The organism is Pseudonocardia phyllosphaerae (assembly GCF_046546475.1).
In the GTDB taxonomy this organism is placed as follows: Bacteria; Actinomycetota; Actinomycetes; order Mycobacteriales; family Pseudonocardiaceae; genus Pseudonocardia; species Pseudonocardia phyllosphaerae.
In genome coordinates this window covers 162389-178050 of record NZ_JBKGXS010000011.1, presented here as the reverse complement: position 1 = coordinate 178050, position 15662 = coordinate 162389, and the positions used below count along the sequence as shown (strand labels likewise).

Annotated in this window: 12 protein-coding genes; 2 read left to right on the top strand and 10 right to left on the bottom strand. The window is 74.9% G+C overall.

Going from position 1 to position 15662, the window contains the following annotated elements; translation table 11 throughout:
• Window positions 1-53 precede the first annotated feature (53 nt).
• From nudC to ACLE50_RS20650, 9 genes are all read right to left on the bottom strand, one after another.
• Window positions 54-1067, bottom strand: a complete 1014-nt coding sequence (nudC, locus tag ACLE50_RS20690; RefSeq protein WP_410945254.1) for an NAD(+) diphosphatase — start codon at window positions 1065-1067, stop codon at window positions 54-56.
• The gene (locus tag ACLE50_RS20685; protein WP_410945253.1) at window positions 1064-2458 is read right to left on the bottom strand and encodes a M16 family metallopeptidase; all 1395 of its coding nucleotides are present in this window, start codon (window positions 2456-2458) and stop codon (window positions 1064-1066) included. Before ACLE50_RS20685 ends, nudC begins: the two co-directional genes overlap by 4 nt.
• Window positions 2455-3834 carry a M16 family metallopeptidase gene (locus ACLE50_RS20680; RefSeq protein ID WP_410945252.1) on the bottom strand — a complete coding sequence of 460 codons (1380 nt, stop codon included), beginning with the start codon at window positions 3832-3834 and terminating at the stop codon, window positions 2455-2457. Before ACLE50_RS20680 ends, ACLE50_RS20685 begins: the two co-directional genes overlap by 4 nt.
• A gap of 77 nt (window positions 3835-3911) precedes the next feature.
• Window positions 3912-5174, bottom strand: a complete 1263-nt coding sequence (locus ACLE50_RS20675) for an aldehyde dehydrogenase family protein (protein WP_410945270.1) — start codon at window positions 5172-5174, stop codon at window positions 3912-3914.
• Window positions 5175-5292: 118 nt separating this feature from the next.
• Window positions 5293-6021 (bottom strand): DUF4142 domain-containing protein, encoded by a 729-nt coding sequence (locus ACLE50_RS20670; RefSeq protein ID WP_410945251.1) that lies wholly within the window; start codon window positions 6019-6021, stop codon window positions 5293-5295.
• Window positions 6018-6881: an exodeoxyribonuclease III gene (locus tag ACLE50_RS20665; protein WP_410945250.1), complete on the bottom strand. Its 864-nt coding sequence runs from the start codon at window positions 6879-6881 to the stop codon at window positions 6018-6020. Before ACLE50_RS20665 ends, ACLE50_RS20670 begins: the two co-directional genes overlap by 4 nt.
• A 5-nt stretch (window positions 6882-6886) precedes the next feature.
• On the bottom strand, window positions 6887-7900 hold the full coding sequence (locus ACLE50_RS20660; RefSeq protein ID WP_410945249.1) for a transketolase family protein: 1014 nt from the start codon (window positions 7898-7900) through the stop codon (window positions 6887-6889).
• Window positions 7900-8610, bottom strand: coding sequence for a transketolase (locus ACLE50_RS20655; RefSeq protein ID WP_410945248.1), 711 nt, complete (start codon window positions 8608-8610; stop codon window positions 7900-7902). Before ACLE50_RS20655 ends, ACLE50_RS20660 begins: the two co-directional genes overlap by 1 nt.
• A gap of 43 nt (window positions 8611-8653) precedes the next feature.
• Complete coding sequence (locus tag ACLE50_RS20650) at window positions 8654-9712, bottom strand: potassium channel family protein (RefSeq protein ID WP_410945269.1); 1059 nt, start codon at window positions 9710-9712, stop codon at window positions 8654-8656.
• A 391-nt stretch (window positions 9713-10103) separates the two neighbouring features.
• Here ACLE50_RS20650 and ACLE50_RS20645 point away from each other — a divergent pair, with 391 nt between their 5' ends.
• Both ACLE50_RS20645 and ACLE50_RS20640 read left to right on the top strand, forming a co-directional pair.
• Window positions 10104-10394 (top strand): DUF485 domain-containing protein, encoded by a 291-nt coding sequence (locus ACLE50_RS20645; protein ID WP_410945268.1) that lies wholly within the window; start codon window positions 10104-10106, stop codon window positions 10392-10394.
• The gene (locus tag ACLE50_RS20640) at window positions 10391-12025 is read left to right on the top strand and encodes a solute symporter family protein (RefSeq protein ID WP_410945247.1); all 1635 of its coding nucleotides are present in this window, start codon (window positions 10391-10393) and stop codon (window positions 12023-12025) included. Before ACLE50_RS20645 ends, ACLE50_RS20640 begins: the two co-directional genes overlap by 4 nt.
• A gap of 164 nt (window positions 12026-12189) precedes the next feature.
• Here ACLE50_RS20640 and ACLE50_RS20635 read toward each other — a convergent pair whose 3' ends face one another.
• Window positions 12190-15633 (bottom strand): ATP-dependent helicase, encoded by a 3444-nt coding sequence (locus ACLE50_RS20635; RefSeq protein ID WP_410945246.1) that lies wholly within the window; start codon window positions 15631-15633, stop codon window positions 12190-12192.
• Window positions 15634-15662 lie beyond the last annotated feature (29 nt).

The following is a 15662-nucleotide window of genomic DNA, read 5'->3' as shown; positions in this document are numbered from 1 at the left end:
GACGGATTCTCCGTCCGGGCCGCCGCTGTGCCGGTCGCTCTGCCGGGCCGGGATCAGCCGGCCGCGGCCCAGGACTCCAGCATCGTGCGGGCGATCGAGACCTTCCCCGGCAGCATGACGACGGTGGCGCCGTCGGCGGGCTCGTCGCTGCCCCAGTCGCCGCGGGCCAGCGCCGTACGCAGCTCGTCGCGGGTGATCCACAGCGCGTCGGCGATCTCCCCCTCCTGCGGGCGCAGCGGCAGCTCCGGGTCCCCGACGGCGTGGAAGCCGACCATCAGCGACCGCGGGAACGGCCAGGCCTGGCTGCCCAGGTAGCGGACGTCGGTGACGCCGATCCCGACCTCCTCGGCGATCTCGCGGTGCACGCAGGCCTCCAGCGACTCGCCGGACTCGACGAACCCGGCCAGCACCGAGTACCGGCCCACCGGCCACACCGGCTGGCGGGCGAGCAGGACGCGGTCGGCACCGTCGTGCACCAGGCAGATGATCGCCGGATCGGTGCGCGGGTACTCCTCGTGCCCGTTCTCGCAGACCCGCGCCCAACCGGCGTCGTGCGCCCGGGTGCGGGTGCCGTCGACCGCGCAGAACCGGGCGCGGTCGTGCCAGTTCAGGGTGGCGACGGCGCCGGTGAGCAGCCCGGCGCCGAGCTCGTCGAGGAACGCGCCCGCCGCGCGCAGGTCCGCCCAGTCGCCCTGGTCGTCGGTGAACACGTCGCCGTCGGCGGTGCGCGACGCGGCCCCGCGCACCGCCCAGTACGGGACGCCGCCGGACTCGCCGAGCAGGACGGCCTCGGCGGGCGGCTCCGGAGCGACCTCGGCGCCGGAGCGGGTGCGGACGGTGCCGCCACGTCCCGCCGCGGCGTCCCAGGCCGCCGCGTCGGTCTCGCGGAACGCGCGGCCGGGTGCGACGGTCCAGTCCACCGGGGTACGCCCGGCGTCGTCGACGACGACCACCCGCGCCTGCGGCCAGGTCCGGGCGACGAAGCCCGGGTCCCGGCGCAGGTTCTCGTCGCGGGACAGCGCGTTGCGCGACAGGACCGGTGCCTCGGTCAGCGCGAAGTCGCTCACGCCTGCTCCTCGACGGTGACGCCACCGAGCGCGGTCAGCCGCGGCCCGACCTGCTCGGCGTCGCCGACGACGACCCCGGTGATCCGCGACGGCGCGAAGAACTCCGCGGCCGCCGCGGCGACCTCCTCGGTGGTCACCGCCTCCAGCCGGGCCGGGCGCTCACGCAGCCACTCGACGTCGAGACCGGCGGCGTCGAGCGAGGACAGCGTCCCGGCCAGCGACGACTGCGAGTCCAGGGAGATCAGCAGCGAGCCGATCGCGTACTGCCGGGCGGCGGCGACCTCCTGCTCGGTCGGCGGGACGGCGATCATCCGGCCCAGCTCGTAGCGGGTCTCCAGCAGCGCGGCCGCGGTGACGTCCCCGGCCACGTCGGCGTCCAGGCTCAGCACTGCTCCGCCGGGCACGATCTCCTGCCCGGAGTGCGCGCCGTAGGTGTAGCCCTTGTCCTCGCGGATGTTCTCCATCCAGCGCGACGAGAAGTAGCCGCCGAACACCAGGTTGGCCAGCTGGAACGCCGGGTGCCGCGGGTCGCTGCGGTCGACGCCGGGCGCGGTGAGCCGCAGCTGGGACTGCACCGAGCCGGGCCGGTGGACCAGCCGGACGTCGCCGGGGGCGGGCATCGGCGGCGCGGACAGCCTGCGCGCGGGGTGGTCGCCGGTCCAGCCGCCGAGGTGCTCGCCGACGGCGGCGATGGCCGCGTCCGGGTCGATGTCGCCGACCAGCACCAGCGTCGCGCCCTCGGGCACGACGACGTCGGCGTGCAGCGCGCGTACCCGCTCCGCGGTCACGGCCTCGACGGCCTCGGCGGTGGGCATCTCCGAGACGATCGGGTGGTCGCCGAACCGCAGCCGCTGCAGCGCCTCGCGGGCCACGGTGCGCGGCTGGGCGCGGGCGACGGCGATCCGCTCGACGAGCCGGTCCCGCTCGCGGGCCACCTCGTCGTCGGGGTGGGTGGCACCGGTGAGGACGTCGCCGAGCACGTCGAGCAGCTCCGGCAGCCCCGAGGCGAGCGCGGAGCCGCCGACCTGCAGCCACTCCGGGTCGACGCCGACGCCGAGCTCGGCGCCGACGGCGGCCAGGTCGTCGTCGATGCCGACGCGGTCGCGGGATGCGGTCCCGGCCAGCAGGGTCTCGGCGAGCACCTCGGTGCCTGCCGTCCACTCCGGATCGGCGACCGGCGACGGCGATGCGGCCGGGATGCGCAGCAGCGCCTCCACCATCGGGACGCCGGGGCGATGAGCGGCGAGGACCTTCAGCCCGTTCGGCAGCGTCCCGGTGATGACGTCGGGCAGCGGGACCTGCTTCGTGCGGCCCAGCGGCGGCAGCTCGCGCGGCCCGCGCTCGGTGCGGCCGATCTCCTCGGCGGTGCGGTGCGTGCGGGCGGCGGTCACGCGGCCCCCTCCTCGGTGTCGGTCCCGTTCTCGACGGTGTCCGGGGTGCCGGGACCGGTGTCCTCGGCGGCGGGCTCGACCAGCAGCACCGCGCGGCCGGCCTCGCGCAGCCGGGCGGCGGCCGCGGCGACGTCGTCGCCGGTCAGCGCGGCGAGCCGGTCCGGCAGCTCCAGGGTCAGTTCCGCGCGGCCGTAGAGCAGCTCCCGGGAGCCGAGGCCGAGCATCCGGTACATCACGCGGTCGTCCTCACGGTGCAGCGCGGACGCCCAGCGGGCGGACTGGCGCGCCAGCTCCTCGGTACCGGGCCCCTCGGCGGCGAGCCGGTCCAGCTCGTCGTCGACGGCGGTGAGGATGCGGTCCGGCGACACCTCCGCCGGGTGCACGGCGGTGATCGTGAACGTGTCCGGGTCGCGGGCGTCGAACGGGCCTCCCATCAGCCCGTTGGACGCCGAGACGTCGGTGACCAGCCCGTCGCCGTGCACCAGGCGGCGCTGCAGCCGGGCGGCCTCGCCGTCGGTGAGCACCGAGGCCAGCATCGCGTGCGCGAGGTAGGCGTCCGGCTCGGTCGACGGGTCCGGTACCCGGTAGCCGGCGGCGAGCGCGGGCAGCGGGGCGTGCGGGTCGGCGACGACCTGGCGGCGCTCGGAGCGCGGCACCGGCTCGGCGAACGAGGGCCGCTGCGGCACCGGGCGGGCGGGGATGTCCCCGAAGTGCTTCTCGACGAGCGCGAGCGTGCCGTCGACGCCGTGCTCACCGAGGTCGCCGTGCACGGTGACCAGGGTGTTGCCCGGGGCGTAGAAGGTGTCGAAGAACGCCGCCGCGTCGTCCACGGTGGCCCGCTCCAGCTCGGAGAAGTCGCCGTAGCCGTTGTGCGCGTTGGGGAAGGTGTCGTAGAGGACCGGCGGGAGCAGGATCCACGGGAAGCCGCCGTAGGGGCGGTTGTGGACGTTGAGCCGGATCTCCTCCTTCACGACGTCCACCTGGTTGCGCAGGTTCTCCACCGTCAGCCTCGGCGCGCGGAGCCGGTCGGCCTCCAGGAACAGGGCCCGCTCCAGCGCCGCGCCCGGCAGCACCTGGAAGTAGTCGGTGTAGTCCTGGTGGGTGGAGCCGTTGAAGATCCCGCCGGCGGCCTGCACCTGGCGGAAGTGCTCCAGTTTCTCCAGGCTCTCGCTGCCCTGGAACATCAGGTGCTCGAACAGGTGGGCGAACCCGGTGCGGCCCTCGGGCTCGGACCGGAACCCCACGTCGACGTGCACGGACACCCCGACGACCGGGGTGGCCGGGTCGGGAACGACGAGCACACGCAGCCCGTTCGGGAGCGTGGCGCGGTGCAGCTCGAGGGCGGGGACGTCGGCTCTGTCGGCGATCACGGACACATCGGCGAGGCTATCCCGCACCCCCGACGACCTGCCCGGCCGGACGGGCGCTCACCCGTCGCCGCCGGGCGTGCCGGTCAGGCCGGGGGCAGCACCACGAACTGGCGCAGTCCGAGGTCGCGGTAGGTGACCGGGCCGCGCGGTCCCGGGGTGTGGTCGACGTTGATGCCGGTCTCGGGCAGGCCGAGCAGCTTGTAGCCGTCGAGCAGCCGGGAGGTGGCGTTCCAGAACACGCCGGTGCCGGTGTAGCGGTCGATGAACGCGTCCGCGGCGTCGCCGTCGGCGGCGCAGATGGTCGCGGCGAGCCCGGAGGTCTCGCGGGTGGCGGTGTCCGCGGCGTCCAGCGGCCCGTCGACGGCGGTCACGGTCACGTGGGCCTCGGCGCCGGAGTCCAGCGCCCACTCGTGGCCGAGCGGGTGCGCGTGCGGCGGCTCGGACAGCGTGATGCCGCGCTCGTCGAGGGCGGCGCGCGCGATCGGGAGCAGCCGGTCGTAGGCCGGGCGGTCGACGAGCAGCAGGTTGAGCCGGTTGCAGACGCCGAGCCGGTCGGTGGAGTCGCTGACCAGCCGGGTGACCTCGGCCGGGTCGGCGGAGGAGTCCAGGTAGAGCACGCCGCCGCCGTCGGCGTGGGCGAGGACGCGGGTGCCCGCGGTCGCGCCGAGCACCGACAGCCGCCGGGTGACCTCACCGGAGCCGCGGACGACGACCAGCGGCACCAGGTCGGGCATCCCGACCAGTGCCTCGGCGCCGTCGTGCCCGGGCAGCGGGACGAGCTGGACGGCCTCGGCGGGCAGCCCGGCCTCGATCAGCGCGGGCCGCAGCACCAGCTCGACCAGCGCGGTCGCGCTGCCCAGCGCCGCGGACCCGGTGCGCAGCACGGCGGCGCTGCGCGCCTTGAGCACCTGGGAGGCGACGTCGACGGTCACGTTGGGGCGGGCCTCGAACACCGCGCCGATGACGCCGACCGGCACCCGCCGCTCGAACACCCGCTCGCCGGTCTCCAGGGTGCGCACCGGCCACTCGGTGGCCGGCTCCGGTGTCGCCGCGAGCACCTCGAGCTGGCTGGCGATGTCGGCGAGGCGCTCCTCGGTGATCCGCAGCCGGTCGAGCAGGCCGGGCGCCATCCCGGCGGCCTCGGCCGCGGCGACGTCGGCGGCGTTGGCGTCGAGCAGCTCGTGGGCACCGTTGCGGATCCGCGCGGCGGCCGCACGCAGGGCGTCGTCGATCGCACCGTCACCCGCGGCCCGGACCGCCGGCGCCGCCGCCCGGGCGCGCTGCGCCGCCTCACGGACGGCCGCGTACTCCGGGGACTCGGTTCCCTGCTGCGCGGGCTCGGTCACGGCCGGCGTTCCGGTGGAGGTGCTCACAACAGGTCAGGGTAAGGGCTGGCCCCCGACCCACTGTCCGCGTGGGGGGACCAGCCGGGCCGCCCCGGGTCCTCCGGGCGGCGCCGCGGGGTCAGCCGCCCCCGCCCGCAGGCGGGGCCGCGGCGGCGCCGTCGATGCGGGTCCCCAGCTGGTGCAGCCGCTCGATGTCCCCGCTGAGCTGGGCGATCACCGCCGGCGGCACGCCCGGTGTCGTCCGCACCGACGCGGCCCGGTCGTCGAGGGCGTGCACCCGGTCGCGGGCCGCGGCCAGCCAGCCACGGTCGCGTTCGGACCCGGTCGCGGACTGCAGCTCCTCGAGCTGTGACTGGGTGCGGGAGCTCAGGTCGTCGGGCAGCGCGACCCCGGCGCGGGTGGCCAGGCGGCGGATCTGCGCGTCGAGCTCGCGGCCCTGCTTCTGCAGCGCCGGGGCCAGCTCGCGGACCTGCGGGCCTGCGCCGTCGGTGAGTCCGCCGAGCGCGACGAGCGCGAGCGCGTCCTGGTGGGCGTCGCCGAGGGCCTGGCGGGGGTCGGTCACCGGCGCCGTCCCGGCCGTACCACCGGCACGGGCACCGGGTGCCGGGGCGTCCGGGCTCGCGGCCCCGGGACTCGCAGCGCCCGGGTTCACGTCCCCCGGGTTCGCGGCCCCGGGCGCCGGGCCCGCCGGGTCGCCGGGTGCCGCGGGCGGCGCCGCGGCCGGCGGAGGCGGTGGCGGGGTGAACGCGGCCGGAGTGGCGGGCTCGGCGCCGCAGCCGGCGAGAGCGAGGACGAGCGCTCCCGCCAGCGCGGCACCACCGGCCGCACCGGCCGTCACGCGGCTCATTTCGCCCGCTTCATCGGCGCGGGCGACGACGGCGGCGGGACGACCGGTCCCACGTCGCCGTCCGGGGCGTCGTCGAGGTCGAGGATCAGCGGCGCGTGGTCGCTGGGCCCCTTGCCCTTGCGCGCCTTGCGGTCCACCCACACCGCGGCCCGCCGCCCGGCCGGGCCGGACCCGGCCAGCACCAGGTCGATCCGCATGCCCTGGTCCTGGTGGAAGCGGCCCGCCCGGTAGTCCCAGTAGGTGAAGACACGCTCGTCGGGCCAGCGGTCGCGGGTGACGTCGTGCAGCCCGGTGTCGACGAGTGCGGCGAGTGCCTTCCGCTCGTCGGGGGTGACGTGGGTGGCGCCGTCGAAGGCCGGGCGGTCCCACACGTCGTCGTCGGTGGGGGCGATGTTCATGTCCCCCGCGACGACGGCCGAGGCCGGGTCCTCGGCGGCGACCAGCTCGCGCAGCGCCGCCAGCCAGCGCAGCTTGTAGGCGTAGTGCGGGTCCGACGGCTCGCGCCCGTTCGGCACGTACACCGAGGTGACCCGCAGCCCGCCGCAGGTCGCGGTGACCGCGCGGGCGTCGGGGACCTCGAGGCCGCCGTCGGTGAAGACCGGCTCGTCGGGCAGGCCCCGGACGACGTCGTCGAGCCCGACCCTGGACAGGACCGCGACCCCGTTCCAGCGGCCCTGCCCGTGGTGGGCGACGGCGTAGCCGCGTTCGGCGAGCGGCTCGTCGAAGGTCGCGGCGAAGTCGTCGTCGGAGAGCTTGGTCTCCTGCAGGCAGACGACGTCGGGTTCCCGCTCGTCCAGCCACGCCAGCAGCCGGGGCTGCCGGGACTTCGCCGAGTTCACGTTCCAGGTCACCAGGCGCACCCGTGTCACCCTACGAGGAACGCCTCCACCGAGCGCCGGATCCCCGCCGCGTCCAGGCCGTGCGCCGTGTCGTGGTCGGCGGCGGTGCCGTAGCGGCGCAGCTCCACCCGCCCGACGCCGAGCCCGAGCACCCGGTGGCGCAGGTCGGCCAGCGCCTCGGCGACCAGGTGCGACGACGTCCCGGCCAGATACGGCTCGACCAGCACGACGTCCGGCTCGGCGAGCGTGGCACGCAGGGTCACCGCATCGAACGGGCGGACCGTGGATGCGTAGAGCACGGTCACGTCGAGGTCGCGCACGGCGTCGAGGGTGCGGTCGAGCATCGGCCCGACGGCGACGACCGTGCCGCCGCTCCCCCGCCGCAGCACCGTCATCCGGTCGCCGACCGGATGGGCGCCGGCGTTGGACCGCCCGGACAGCCGGACGTAGACCCGGTCGTCGCCGGGCAGGGCGGTGCGGATCAGGTCCTCGGCCTCGTCGGCGTGCCCGGGGACGTGCACCGTCCAGCCGTCGAGGGTGTCGAGCAGCGGGACGTCCCGGGAGCCGAAGTGCGTCTCGCCCGCGGTCGGCATGTCGTAGGACCCGCCCGCGGCGACGAGCACCGCGCCGGTGCCCTGGTGGCCGAGGTCGAGCTTGAGCTGCTCGTAGGGCCGCTCGACGAGGAACGGCGCGAACGTGTGCACCAGCGGGCGCATCCCGGTCAGCGCGAGCCCGCCCGCGGCGGAGACGAGCAGCTGCTCCCGGATCCCGACGTTGATCACCCGGTCGGCGACGGCGTCGGGTATCGCGGTGTAGCCGGCGCCGATGTCGGCGAGCAGCGCGACCACCCGCGGGTCGGCGGCGACGAGCTCGGGGACCAGGCCGTAGAAGCGTTCCCGCTGGTCGGTGGGCCTGTCCGTGGGGCGGCCGGTGGTCCGGTCGGTGGGGTGTTGCGTATGGGTGAGCAGAGCAGGGCCGGTGCTCACCGGCCCCTGATGCGTATCGGTGAGCAGAGCAGAGCGCGCGGTCGTCGTGGTCATCAGTGGCTCCTCTTCGGCTCGACGCGGGCGACGACCACCGAGGGTCGTCCGCCCGGGTCGGCGGTCAGTGCACGTTCCAGCGCGTCGTGGTCGCGGCCGTCGACCTCGGCCGCCGCCCAGCCCTCGACGGCGAACCGGGCACCGATCCCGCCGGGCCAGCCGTGCGTGGCCGAGGAGTTGTCGATCACGACGGCGGTGAGGCGGTCCAGCCCGGCGCGGGCGGCGTACTGGATCGGCTCGGCGTTGGAGCCCTCGTCGAGCTCGGCGTCGCCGAGCAGCACGACGGTGCGGGCGTCGCGGCCCAGCAGCCGCAGCCCCAGCGCGGTCCCGACGGCGAGCCCCAGCCCGTGCCCGAGCGAACCGGAGGAGATCTCCACCCCGGCCAGCAGGGTGCGGTCCGGATGGAAGCCCAGGTTCGAGTCGAACTCCCCCATCCGGTCCAGCGCCGCCGGGTCGAGGACCCCGGACGCGGCCAGCACCGCGTAGAGCGCCATCGGACCGTGCCCCTTGGACACCAGGAACCGGTCGCGGGCGGGGTCGTCGGGCGCGGCCGGGTCGACGCGCAGCACCCGCTCGTAGAGCACCCGGACGACGTCGAGGGTGGAGGTGGCGGCCGGCTCGTGCTTCTCGTCGCCGGTCATCCGGGTCAGGTACCCGGCGATCTCGGCGCCCCGGGGATCGAGCCCCGGGTCCGTGGCGGTGGTCGTCATGACCGCCACCTTCGGACCTGAAGTCGACTTCAGGTCAAGAGCGTCATTCCTCGCGCTGCGCCGCGGCCCGCTGGGCGGCCTTCTCCGCATGGTGGCTGTGCTTCTCGTCCGGCGGGGACTTGCGCACGTAGAGCAGCTGGTCGCCGCGCTCGAGCGCGTCGACCTGCGGGGAGTCGACCCGGAAGAGCTGGTCCCCGCGGACGACGCCGAGCACGATGTCGGGCAGGTGCCGCGGCGACCCGCCGACCTCGGCCGGCTCGACCTGGCGCTGGGTGATGGAGAACCCGGCGTCCGGGGTGAGCAGGTCCTCCACCACCTCGACGACGGCAGGCGACCGCGTCGCGACACCGAGCAGCCGGCCCGCCGTCTCGTCGGAGACGATCACCGAGCTGGCGCCGGACTGGCGGAGCAGGTGCACGTTCTCCGACTCCCGCACCGCCGAGACGATCGAGATCGACTTCGACAGCTCGCGAGCGGTCAGGGTGACCAGCACGGCGGTGTCGTCGCGGTCGAGGGAGACGACCAGCGTGGTCGCCAGCTGCACGCCGGCGATGCGCAGCACGGCCGACCGGGTCGCGTTGCCCGACACCGTGACCAGCCCGAGCCCGGACGCGACGTCGAGCCGGGACCGGTCGGTGTCGACGACGACGATCTTCTCGGGCTCGACGCCGTCGCCGAGCAGTGTCTCGACCGCGGCCCGTCCCTTCGTTCCGTAACCGACGACGACGGTGTGATCACGCACGCGCGACCTCCAGCGCTGGACCCGGTACGACTGCCGCGAGCGCTCGGTGAGCAGCTCCACGGTCGTACCGACGAGGACGATGAGGAAGAGGACCCGCAGTGGCGTGACCACCAGGGTGTTGATCCCCCGGGCGAGCGGGCTCACCGGGACGATGTCGCCGTAGCCGGTCGTCGACAGTGACACCGTGGCGTAGTAGAGGGCACTGAGCAGTGAGATCGGCCCCGGCGCGTTGTTGTCGAGGTAACCGTCCCGGCCGAAGTAGACGATCATCGTCGTCGCCAGGAGCGCGAACGTCGCGATCGCCAGGCGGATCGCCAGCGAGCGGACGGGACTGGGCGGGGCCTCGGGCATCCTCAGCATGCCCTCGACGTTCGGGTCGAGGTGTGCGAGACGTCGGGTGCCGATCACGCCGCGCAGGTTAGCGCCCCGCGATGACTACCGGCTGCAGCGGGCGTTACGGCGTCGTGGTGAGAAGTCCGTCGTTTCATGTCCGAATCGTGACCATGCGTAGGCTTCCGCTTCCCTTGCGAAACCTCTTTGCTGTATGACCCGGGTCGCGACGTAACACCGAGTCGCGCACGGACATGCGAGGAGGCCGAACGTGAGCACGACCGAGTCCGACGACGGCGGGGAGCAGATCCCCGCAGGCGCCGCGGGCGCAGTGCCGGCAGGCACGCCGGGCGCAGTGCCGCCGGGCACCCAGGGTGCGGGAACTCCGGCGGTCGCCGCCGGTGAGACCGACTGGGGCGCCGTGCAGTCCGGTGCCGACTTCCAGCGGCTGCGCAAGCTGCTGCGCGGGTTCGTCTTCCCCGTCACGGCGGCGTTCCTGGTCTGGTACCTGCTCTACGTCGTGCTGGCGAGCTTCGCTCCCGGCCTGATGGCGACGCCGGTGCTGGGCAACATCAACCTGGGCCTGATCTTCGGCCTGCTGCAGTTCGTCACCACGTTCGCGATCACGGTCGCCTACGTGCGGTTCGCGGGCAACACGCTGGACCCGCTGTCGTCCAAGATCCGCGACGAGGTCGAGGGAGGCCGTTCGTGAACCTGGCCGCTGGGGTGGCGGGGGCCAGCCCCGTCCTGAACATCTCCATCTTCGTCGCGTTCGTCGTGGTGACGCTGGCGATCGTGCTCTATGTCAACAGCCGCAACGCGAAGAAGACCGCCGCCGACTTCTACACCGCGGGCGGCGGTTTCTCCGGTGTGCAGAACGGGATCGCCATCTCCGGGGACTACCTGTCCGCGGCGTCGTTCCTCGGCATCGCCGGTGCCATCGCGCTCAACGGCTACGACGGCTTCCTCTACTCGATCGGCTTCCTCGTCGCCTGGCTGGTGGCTCTGCTGCTGGTCGCGGAGCTGCTGCGCAACACCGGCAAGTTCACGATGGGCGACGTCCTGGCGTTCCGGATGAAGCAGCGCCCGGTGCGGGCAGCGGCCGCGGTCTCGACGCTGGCGGTGTCGTTCTTCTACCTGCTTGCCCAGATGGCGGGTGCGGGCGGCCTGGTGTCGCTGCTGCTCAACGTCGAGGGCGGCTTCTCGCAGGGTCTGGTCATCGCGGTCGTCGGCGTCGTCATGATCGTCTACGTGCTGGTCGGCGGCATGCGCGGCACCACCTGGGTCCAGATGATCAAGGCGGTGCTGCTGATCATCGGCGCGGTCGTCATGACGGTCTGGGCGCTCGCGCTGTTCGGCTTCAACTTCTCCGCTCTGCTCGGTGCGGCGGCCGACCGGGCCGGGGACACCGGCAGGGCGCTGCTGGCGCCGGGCCAGCAGTACGGCAAGAGCACCACGTCGAAGATCGACTTCATCTCGCTCGGCATCGCGCTGGTGCTCGGCACCGCGGGCCTGCCGCACGTGCTGATGCGGTTCTACACGGTCCCGACGGCGCAGCAGGCGCGGAAGTCGGTCGAGTGGGCGATCTGGCTGATCGGCCTGTTCTACCTGCTCACCCTGGTCATCGGGTACGCCGCGGGCGCCCTGGTCGGTCCGGAGACCATCAAGGCTGCGCCCGGCAAGGCCAACTCCGCGGCGCCGCTGCTGGCCTTCGAGCTCGGCGGCCCGATCCTGCTGGGCGTGATCGCCGCGGTCGCGTTCGCGACGATCCTCGCCGTCGTCGCCGGCCTGACGATCACCGCGTCGGCGTCGTTCGCGCACGACGTCTACATCAACGTGATCAAGAAGGGTGAGGTGCAGGACGAGGCAGGCACCCAGGTCAAGGTCGCGCGCCGGACCGCGGTCGTCATCGGCGTCATCGCGATCGTCGGCGGCATCCTGGCCCGCAACCAGAACGTCGCGTTCCTGGTGGCCCTGGCCTTCGCGGTCGCGGCGTCGGCGAACCTGCCGACGATCCTGTACTCGCTGTTCTGGCGGAAGTTCAACACCACGGGCGCGCTGTGGAGCATCTACGGCGGCCTGGCGAGCACGATCATCCTGATCGTCTTCTCGCCGGTGGTGTCCGGCAAGCCGCCGACGGCGACCACGCCCTCGATCATCAGCGGGGTGGACTTCGCCTGGTTCCCGCTGGAGAACCCGGGCCTGGTCAGCATCCCGCTGTCGTTCGTGCTCGGCATCGTCGGCACCTACGTCGGTCAGAAGGGCCACGACCACAGCAAGTTCGCCGAGATGGAGGTCCGGTCGCTGACCGGCGTCGGCGTGGAGAAGGCGCTCGACCACTGAGCCACACCTGATCCGTCGCAGGTCCACGGGCCCGCGTCCCCTCCCGGGGCGCGGGCCCGCTGCATGTCCGGGTCCGCTGCATGTCCGGGTCCGCTGCACCGTGGCGCGCCCGGGGGTTCGCGGGGTACGGCGGCGCGCGGGGTGCGGCGCGCGCGGACGGGAGGTCAGCCGGTCGGTACCCCGGCGACGAGCTCGTGCAGGCCGGCGGCGTCGAGCAGGTCCGCGGGGCGCAGGGTGACGCCGTCGCGGACGTAGTGGAACGCCGCCCGCACCCGCTCCGGCGGCACCTCCTGCAGCGCCGCCCACGCCAGCCGGTACGCGGCCAGCTGCACCCCGACGGCCTGCTCCCGGTCGCCCTCGGGCAGCGCGCCGGTCTTCCAGTCCACGACGGTCCAGCCGCCGTCGGGGTCGGCGAACACCGCGTCCATCCGGCCGCGCACCGCGACCCCGGCCAGCACCGTCTCGAACGACACCTCGACGTCGACGGGCATCCGGTCGGCCCACTCCGAGGCCAGGAACGCCTCCTGCAGCACGGCGAGGTCGTCGGCCTCGGCCGCACCGGCGGACTCGTCGGCGGCGCCGGGCAGCTCGTCGAGGTCGAGCAGGCGCTCGGCGCCGAAGCGCTGCTCCAGCCAGGCGTGGAACGCGGTGCCGCGCCGGGCGTGCGGGTTCGGCGGGACCGGGACCGGGCGGCGCAGCCGGGACGCCAGCCCGCCCGGGTCGTCGGCCAGCTCGACCAGCCGGCTCACCGAGAGCCGGTCCGGCAGGGCGACGGTCGGGCGGGCCGCGGCCGCGGCCCGCTCGGCGAGCAGGACGTCGACGTCGGCGGCCCAGCCCTCCGGGTCCGCGTCGGGCTCCGGCGGCTCCCCGGGGTCCAGCGGCGACCCGGGTGGCGGCTCGGGCGGCGGTTCCGGCGGGGCGACGTCGAGCAGGGTGAGCTGGTCGGCGTCGCCGCGACGCGGGCGGCGCGGCCGCCGTGACGACGGACGGGTGCGCTCCCGCAGCGCGGCACGGACCAGCGCGGCCCCGGCCCGGACGTCGTCGGCGCGGCTGCCGAACGGCTCCGGTGGCCAGGACGCCGTCCGTTCCTGCCCGCTGATCGGGTTGCCGGTGTCGAGCTCCGGCGGTGGCGCCCAGCGCTCCAACACCCCGATCTCGGAGCCGCCCGGGCCCTCGAGGATCTCGGCGAGCTCGGTGAGGAACACGCTCGGTTCCTTCGGCTTCTCGCCCGTCGCGGGCCAGCGGTGCCCGGAGACGAGCAGGGTGTGCTCGGAGCGGGTGAGTGCGACGTAGAACAGCCGCCGCTCCTCGGCCATCCGCCGGTCCTCCAGCGCGGCGTCGTGCGCGTCCAGGGCGGTCTCGACGGCCTTGCGGTCCGCGCCGGCCGGCGGCAGGTCGAGTCCGGGCAGGTCGTCGGCGTCGCCGCGCAGCGGGACGGGCAGCTCGGAGGGGTCCTTGAGCCAGCTCCCGGACATCTTGCGGCCCGGGAACACCTGGGAGACCAGGTGCGGGACGGCGACGATCTCCCACTCCAGGCCCTTGGCGGCGTGCACGGTGAGGATCTGCACGGCGTCGCCGGAGACGTCGACCTCGGGCTGGGCCAGGCCGTTCTCGGCGCGCTCGGCGGTGTCGAGGTAGTCGAGCAGCGACAGCAGCGACGGGACCTCGGCGCCGCTCGCGAACTCGGCGACGACGTCGGCGAACGCGTCGAGGTGCGCGCGGCCGGTGGCGTTCGGGCGGGACACCGTCTCGACGTCGAGCAGCAGGGTGCGTTCGACGTCGGCGACCAGGTCGGTCAGCGGCGCCGACGCCCGCGACCGCAGCTGCGCGAGCTCGCGGCCGAGCCGGCGGATCCGGTCGAACCCGGCCGGGGAGTAGCGCTCCGGGCCGCCCGGGTCGTCGAGCGCGTCGACCAGGCCGGCCTGCTGCGCCTCCTCCCCCGGCAGCGCGCCGAGGGCCAGCTCGGCGGCGGTCAGCGGCCCGGCCCGCGACGGCCGCGGCGGCACCAGCTCGCGGGCCCGGTTCCACAACGCGGCCAGGTCGGCGATGCCCAGGCGCCAGCGCGGGCCGGTCAGCAGCCGCACCGCCGACGGCCCGGCCAGCGGGTCGGACACCACGCGCAGCGCCGAGACCAGGTCGCGGACCTCCGGGGTCGAGAGCAGCCCGCCGAGGCCGACGACCTCGACCGGGACCTGCCGGTCGCGCAGCGCGGAGGCCAGCGCGTCCATGTCCCCGCGGCGCCGGACGAGCACGGCCGCGGTCGGTGGCGTGCCCCGGTCGTCGTGGATGGCGTGCCAGCGGGACGCGACACCGTCGGCGACCCAGTCGATCTCGGCGGCGACGTCGGGCAGCAGCGCGGCCCGCACGTCACCGGGACCGGCGGTGGGCAGCGGCCGCAGCTCGCCGACCCGGACGGTGCCCGGTGCGGTGCGCAGCGGCTCGGAGATCCGGTTGGCCAGGACGAGCACCTCGGCGGGGTTGCGGAAGCTCGTCAGCAGGCCGTGCACCGGGGCGGGGTCGCCGCGCGGGGTCGGGAAGTCGGTGCGGAACCGGGCGAGGTTGCCTGCGCTCGCGCCGCGCCAGCCGTAGATCGACTGGCAGGGGTCACCGACCGCGACGACCGAGCGGTGGTCCTCGGTCGCCGGGTCCGGCGCGAGCCCGGGCGGGGTGCCGAACAGTGCTCGCAGCAGGACGCGCTGGGCGTGCCCGGTGTCCTGGTACTCGTCGAGCAGGACGGCGTGGAACTGGCCGCGCTCGATCCGCCCCACCTCCGGGTCGGCCTCGGCGATCCGGGCGGCGAGCGCCATCTGGTCGGCGAAGTCCATGGCCTGCTCGGCCTGCTTGCGGCGGCCGAACTCGGCGATCAGCGGCAGCAGCTCCAGCCGCATCCGCTGCGCGGCGACCCGGGCCTTGTACCCGGCCGACGGCTCGGCGCGCTGGCGCTTCCCGGGCGGGGCGTGCTCGAGCACCGGAAGCATCCGCTCGGTGAGCGCCTCGATCTGCTCCGGGTCGACGAGGTGCTCCCCCAGCTCCCCGGCCAGCGCGAGCAGGTACTCGGTGACGGTCGCCGGGACCCGGTCGACCTCCAGGTCCGCTGCCCAGGTGGAGACGACACGGTGCGCGAGCTGCCAGGTGGCGGTGGGGCTGAGCAGCCGGTTCGCCGGTTCGGCCGGCAGCCGCAGTGCGTGCTCACCGACCAGTCGCCCGGCGTAGGCGTGGTAGGTGGACACGGTGGGTTCGCCGGCGAGCAGGTGCGCGCGCCGCGCCCCGGAGGGGTCGAGGTCGTCGAGCAGGCGGGAGCCGGCGAGGCGCCGCAGCCGGGACCGGACACGGGTGCCGAGCTGCTGCGCGGCCTTGCGGGTGAAGGTGAGCCCGAGGACCTGCTCGGGCAGCACCCGCCCGGTGGCGACCAGCCAGACGACGCGGGCGGCCATCGTCTCCGTCTTGCCCGCCCCCGCCCCGGCGACGACGAGCGCGGGGCCGGGCGGTGCGGCGATGACCGCGGCCTGTTCCTCGGTCGGCGGGTGCAGGCCGAGCGCGACCGACAGCTCGGCGGGTGAGAGCTCGCCCACCTGTGCGCCGGGCGGGGCGGCCGGGGTCGTGGTCACGCGGACCGTTCTACCGGCACCCACCGACA